Genomic DNA, 4220 nt, shown 5'->3' with positions numbered 1-4220 from the left:
AAAGCGAAGAGGCACGCGACGTGACTGCCCATCTCGACGGCGAGATCCGCGACGGCCGCCATCACATGCAGGTCCGCGTCTACTACGAGGACACGGATTTCTCCGGCATCGTCTATCACGCCAATTACCTGCGCTTCATGGAGCGCGGGCGCACCAATCACCTGCGGCTGATGGGCGCCGAGCAGCAGGCGCTGTTCGAGCAGCCCGCGACGGAGGATGCCGGCTTCGCCTTCGTGGTGCGCTCGATGCGCCTCGATTTCCTCAAGCCCGCGCGGATGGACGACGTGCTCGACGTCGTGACCTGGCCGGTCGCGGTGAAGGGGGCCTCCATCATGCTCGCACAGGAGGTCCGGCGCGGCGAGGATGTGCTGGTCAAGGCCGAGGTACGCGTCGCCTTCATCAGCGGCGGCCGTGCCCAGCYGATCCCGAAATCGATCCGCACGTTGATGAAGGCTGATCTGATTTCGTGATCGCCCGATAAGTGATCGCCCGATAGGTGATGGCCACTCGACTCCGCCGGCTGCGGCGATAGATTTGCGGCCCCGACCAACCGATGAGGCCATCATGTCGCGCCCGCCGCTTCCGCCCTTCACGAAAGAGACCGCCGCGCAAAAGGCCCGCATGGCCGAGGACGCCTGGAATTCACGCGATCCGGTGCGCGTTTCGCTCGCCTACACCGAGGACAGCCGCTGGCGCAATCGCTCGGAAGTCTTCCAGGGCCGCGAGGCCATCGTCGCCTTCCTCACCCGCAAATGGGAGAAGGAGCACGACTACCGCCTGATCAAGGACCTCTGGGCCTTCGACGGCAACCGCATCGCCGTGCGTTTCCAGTACGAGTGGCACGATGCAAGCGGCCAATGGTATCGCTCCTACGGCAACGAGCAGTGGGAGTTCGACGAGCACGGCCTGATGAAGCGGCGCGAGGCGTCGATCAACGACATCATGATTGCCGAGAAGGACCGCCGGTTTCATTGGCCCGCGCCGGGGCCGCGCCCGGCGGATGTGGCGGGGCTGGGGACTGACCCGTTCTGAGCCGCGCAAGCAACTCTCAATCCTCATGGTGAGGAGCCGCGAAGCGGCGTCTCGAACCATGCAGGCCCTGCTGCCGCATCCGGGCCTTCATCCTTCGAGACGCGCGCGAGAGCGCGCTCCTCAGGATGAGGGGAGGGACTTGCGCGCCAGAAACCGCGTAATCGCCCCACCGAGCTTTGCGTTGTCCAGCGGCTGCGCCAGCGACGCGCGCGCCGTGGCGACGACATCCTCCGGCGCCTTGCCGTCGCGCAGTTCGCAGCACACTTGTGCAAACTCCACGTCGAACTCGGGATGCGGCTGTACGGTCAAGGTCGCGCCGTTGGCGTAGAGCAGGCCGGCATGCGGGGTGAACTCGGATGAGAGGATAGTCAGCGCTTCGTTCGGCGGCTCGATCACCTGGTCCTGATGCGAGGCGGCGATGGCGACCGCGTCGCCTTCGACGACGCCGTTCTCCGGCAGCACCTGATAGACATGCCGGCCGATGCCCCAGCCCTTCTCGGACTTGCGCACGGTGCCGCCGAGCGCCTGCGCAATCAGTTGATGGCCGAAGCAGACACCGACCATCGGCGTCTTGCTGGCGTAGGCTTGACGGACAAAGTCCTCGAGCGGCGCGATCCAGTCGAGCCCGTCATAGACGCCGGCGGCCGCGCCGGTGATCAGCACGGCTTCGAGCTTGCCAGGATCGGGAAGCGCGTCACCGTTCGGGATGCTGACCACGTCGACCGAGGCTGTTGGATCCTCGGCGCGGACCATGCGCTCGAACATGTCGGGAAACGAGCCGTGGCGCTCGCGATATTTTTGCGGGACTTGTCCCGTCTCGATGATGGTGATGCGTGCCATGTGCTCCCCAAGGTAAAAGGTTGCGAAGCTCAGTCGCTATCTGCCCCATGTTGCTGGTGCGGCGCTGTGCTTTCCAGCAGCGCGCTCTCCTTCCGCACCTCGTTGAGAAAGGCCTTGGCGAGGCGTGACAGCGGCTCGGCTTCCGACCACAGCATGTAGGCGACCGCGTGGGTCGTCGGCGTGAACGGCCGGACGACGAGGCCATTGCCGCCGTTCTGCCGCGGCGAGAACGGATCGACTACCGCGGCACCTACGCCGGCGGCGGCGAGCACGCAGGCGGTGTTGCAGTAGCGCACCTCGACCGTCGGCTGGAACGGCGCGCCGGCGCGGGCAAAGCTGTCGCGTACGGCCTCGCCGAGCCGCGTGCCGCGCTCGAGCCCGATGAAGGGCAGGCCGGACAGATCCGCCGCCGAGATCGCGGGCCTGTCGGCGAGCGGATGCTGCGGCGGCAGCACGCACACCATCTCGCCGGTGTGCACCACCTCATGCGCGATGCCGGGATGATGCGTCAGCCCGAGCGCGAAGCCGAGCTCGGCAACACGGCTGAGCACGCCCTCGATGATGCCCTCGTAGCGCCGCACGTCGAAGAAGACGCGCGTTTCCGGGCGGCGGCGCAGGAAGCTGGATAGCGCGGACGGGATGATGCTGTAGGCAAGCGGCGGGGTTGCCACGATCGCAAGATGTCCAGACCGGTTCTCGCGCAGATCGCGCACGCGGTTCTCGAGTTTTGCGTGCAGCGCGAAGATCGCCTCGCTCTCCTTGTAGAGCGCCATCGCTTCCGCAGTCGGAAACAGCCGGTTGTTGACGCGCTCGAACAGCGCAAAGCCCGCCTGCGCCTCCATCGTCTTGAGCGCGTTGCTGACCGCGGGCTGCGACAGTGCCAGCTCGTCCGCCGCCGCGACCGTGGTGCGGTGGCGGATGACGGCGCGCAGGATCTCGAGCTGACGCAGGTTCATATCACTGCCGGTTATACTCCGGGCCAAAAGATCATAACAGAACGAATTGATTTTGCAGCCCCGCTTCCGCGTAATGGAAGCGGATTTGCACGTCGCATCAAAGGGTTCATTCGCCCATTGAGGCAGCATTGCGCACAGATTGGAGGCAATCTTGGTTCGTGTCCTTCGCGCCGCCGCCGCCCAGATGGGCCCGACGCAGAGAGCAGACTCGCGTGAGCACACGCTCGCGCGCATGCTTGCACTGCTGGAGGAGGCCGCCGGCCGCGGTGCCAGCCTCGTGGTGTTTCCGGAGCTTGCCTTCACCACTTTCTTTCCGCGCTGGCTGCTCGAAGGCCAGGCGCTCGACCATTATTTCGAGCGCGGCATGCCGAACCCGGCCGTGGCGAAGCTGTTCGACCGTGCGCGTGCACTGCGCGTCGGCTTCTATGTCGGCTATGCCGAGCTGACGCCGGATGGCCGCCGCTACAATTGCGCCATCCTGGTCGATCGCGACGGCGAGATTCTCGGCCGCTATCGCAAGGTGCATCTGCCGGGCTCGGTCGAGCCGCGCCCGGGCGCGCGCTACCAGCAGCTGGAGAAGCGCTATTTCGAATATGGCGATCTCGGCTTTCCCGCCTTCCGCGCCGGATCGGCCTGGGCCCACGCCATCATGGGCATGATGATCTGCAACGATCGCCGCTGGCCGGAATCCTGGCGCGTGCTCGGCCTGCAAGGCGTCGAGCTCGTCTGCATCGGCTACAATTCGGCGGCCTACGATCCGAATGGTGGCACCACCGAAGACGGCGCCTTGCGCACCTTCCACTCGACACTGGTGACGCAGGCCAATGCTTACATGAACGCGACCTGGGCGATCTCGGTGGCGAAGGCGGGCGAGGAGGACGGCTCCGGGCTGATCGGCGGCTCCTGCATCGTCGATCCCAACGGCCGCATCGTCGCGCAGGCGCAGACGCTCGCGGACGAGGTGATCGTCGCCGACATCGATCTCGACCTCTGCCGCCAGGGCAAGGACAAGATGTTCAATTTCGCCGCCCACCGGCGGCCCGAGCAATACAGGGTAATCACCGAACGCGCCGGCGTCATCGAGCCGGCCGTTCTCGACGCGGACTGAACAGGTGGCACGGCGCTGGCAGGCGTCGTCAAAAGGGAAAGATCGGCAAAGGAAAAGATTGGAGCTGACATGACACGCCTCTCGCTTTCTCTCGGCCTTGCCGCACTGGCCGCAGTCGCCTCCGCGCAAGCCGCCRAACTGCCGGCGGAGATCAAGCAGGCGGGCGCGTTGAAGCTCACGGTCAACTCGACCTACGCGCCGATGGAATATCGTGATCCCGCGACCAACGAGCTGGTCGGGCTCGATATCGATCTGGCCAACGAGCTCGCCAAGCGGCTCGGCGG

General features: G+C 65.8%; 6 protein-coding genes. 4 read left to right on the top strand and 2 right to left on the bottom strand.

Features of this window, described 5'->3' with window-relative positions; genetic code table 11:
* Positions 1-20: 20 nt before the first annotated feature.
* Together ybgC and AC1D00_RS29675 are read left to right on the top strand one after the other, a co-directional pair.
* Entirely contained in the window at positions 21-470 is a 450-nt protein-coding gene (gene ybgC, locus AC1D00_RS29680; protein ID WP_477013116.1) for a tol-pal system-associated acyl-CoA thioesterase, read from the top strand.
* Between the two features lie 94 nt (positions 471-564).
* Positions 565-1032 carry a nuclear transport factor 2 family protein gene (locus AC1D00_RS29675; protein ID WP_271568761.1) on the top strand — a complete coding sequence of 156 codons (468 nt, stop codon included), beginning with the start codon at positions 565-567 and terminating at the stop codon, positions 1030-1032.
* Between the two features lie 120 nt (positions 1033-1152).
* Here AC1D00_RS29675 and AC1D00_RS29670 read toward each other — a convergent pair whose 3' ends face one another.
* Both AC1D00_RS29670 and AC1D00_RS29665 read right to left on the bottom strand, forming a co-directional pair.
* Positions 1153-1872 carry a type 1 glutamine amidotransferase gene (locus AC1D00_RS29670; protein ID WP_135177198.1) on the bottom strand — a complete coding sequence of 240 codons (720 nt, stop codon included), beginning with the start codon at positions 1870-1872 and terminating at the stop codon, positions 1153-1155.
* Between the two features lie 29 nt (positions 1873-1901).
* A complete protein-coding gene (locus AC1D00_RS29665; protein WP_135177197.1) occupies positions 1902-2828 on the bottom strand; it encodes a LysR family transcriptional regulator in 927 nt (308 codons plus the stop codon).
* 151 nt (positions 2829-2979) lie between these two features.
* On the opposite strand from AC1D00_RS29665, the gene AC1D00_RS29660 reads away from it, so the two are divergent.
* Both AC1D00_RS29660 and AC1D00_RS29655 read left to right on the top strand, forming a co-directional pair.
* Complete coding sequence (locus tag AC1D00_RS29660; protein ID WP_135177196.1) at positions 2980-3936, top strand: N-carbamoyl-D-amino-acid hydrolase; 957 nt, start codon at positions 2980-2982, stop codon at positions 3934-3936.
* A 69-nt stretch (positions 3937-4005) separates the two neighbouring features.
* On the top strand, positions 4006-4220 hold a 215-nt coding region (locus tag AC1D00_RS29655), incomplete at its 3' end, for a transporter substrate-binding domain-containing protein (RefSeq protein WP_477013115.1).

Source organism: Bradyrhizobium sp. P2_E8 (assembly GCF_056403875.1).
This window is presented reverse-complemented; position numbering and strand designations above follow the sequence as displayed.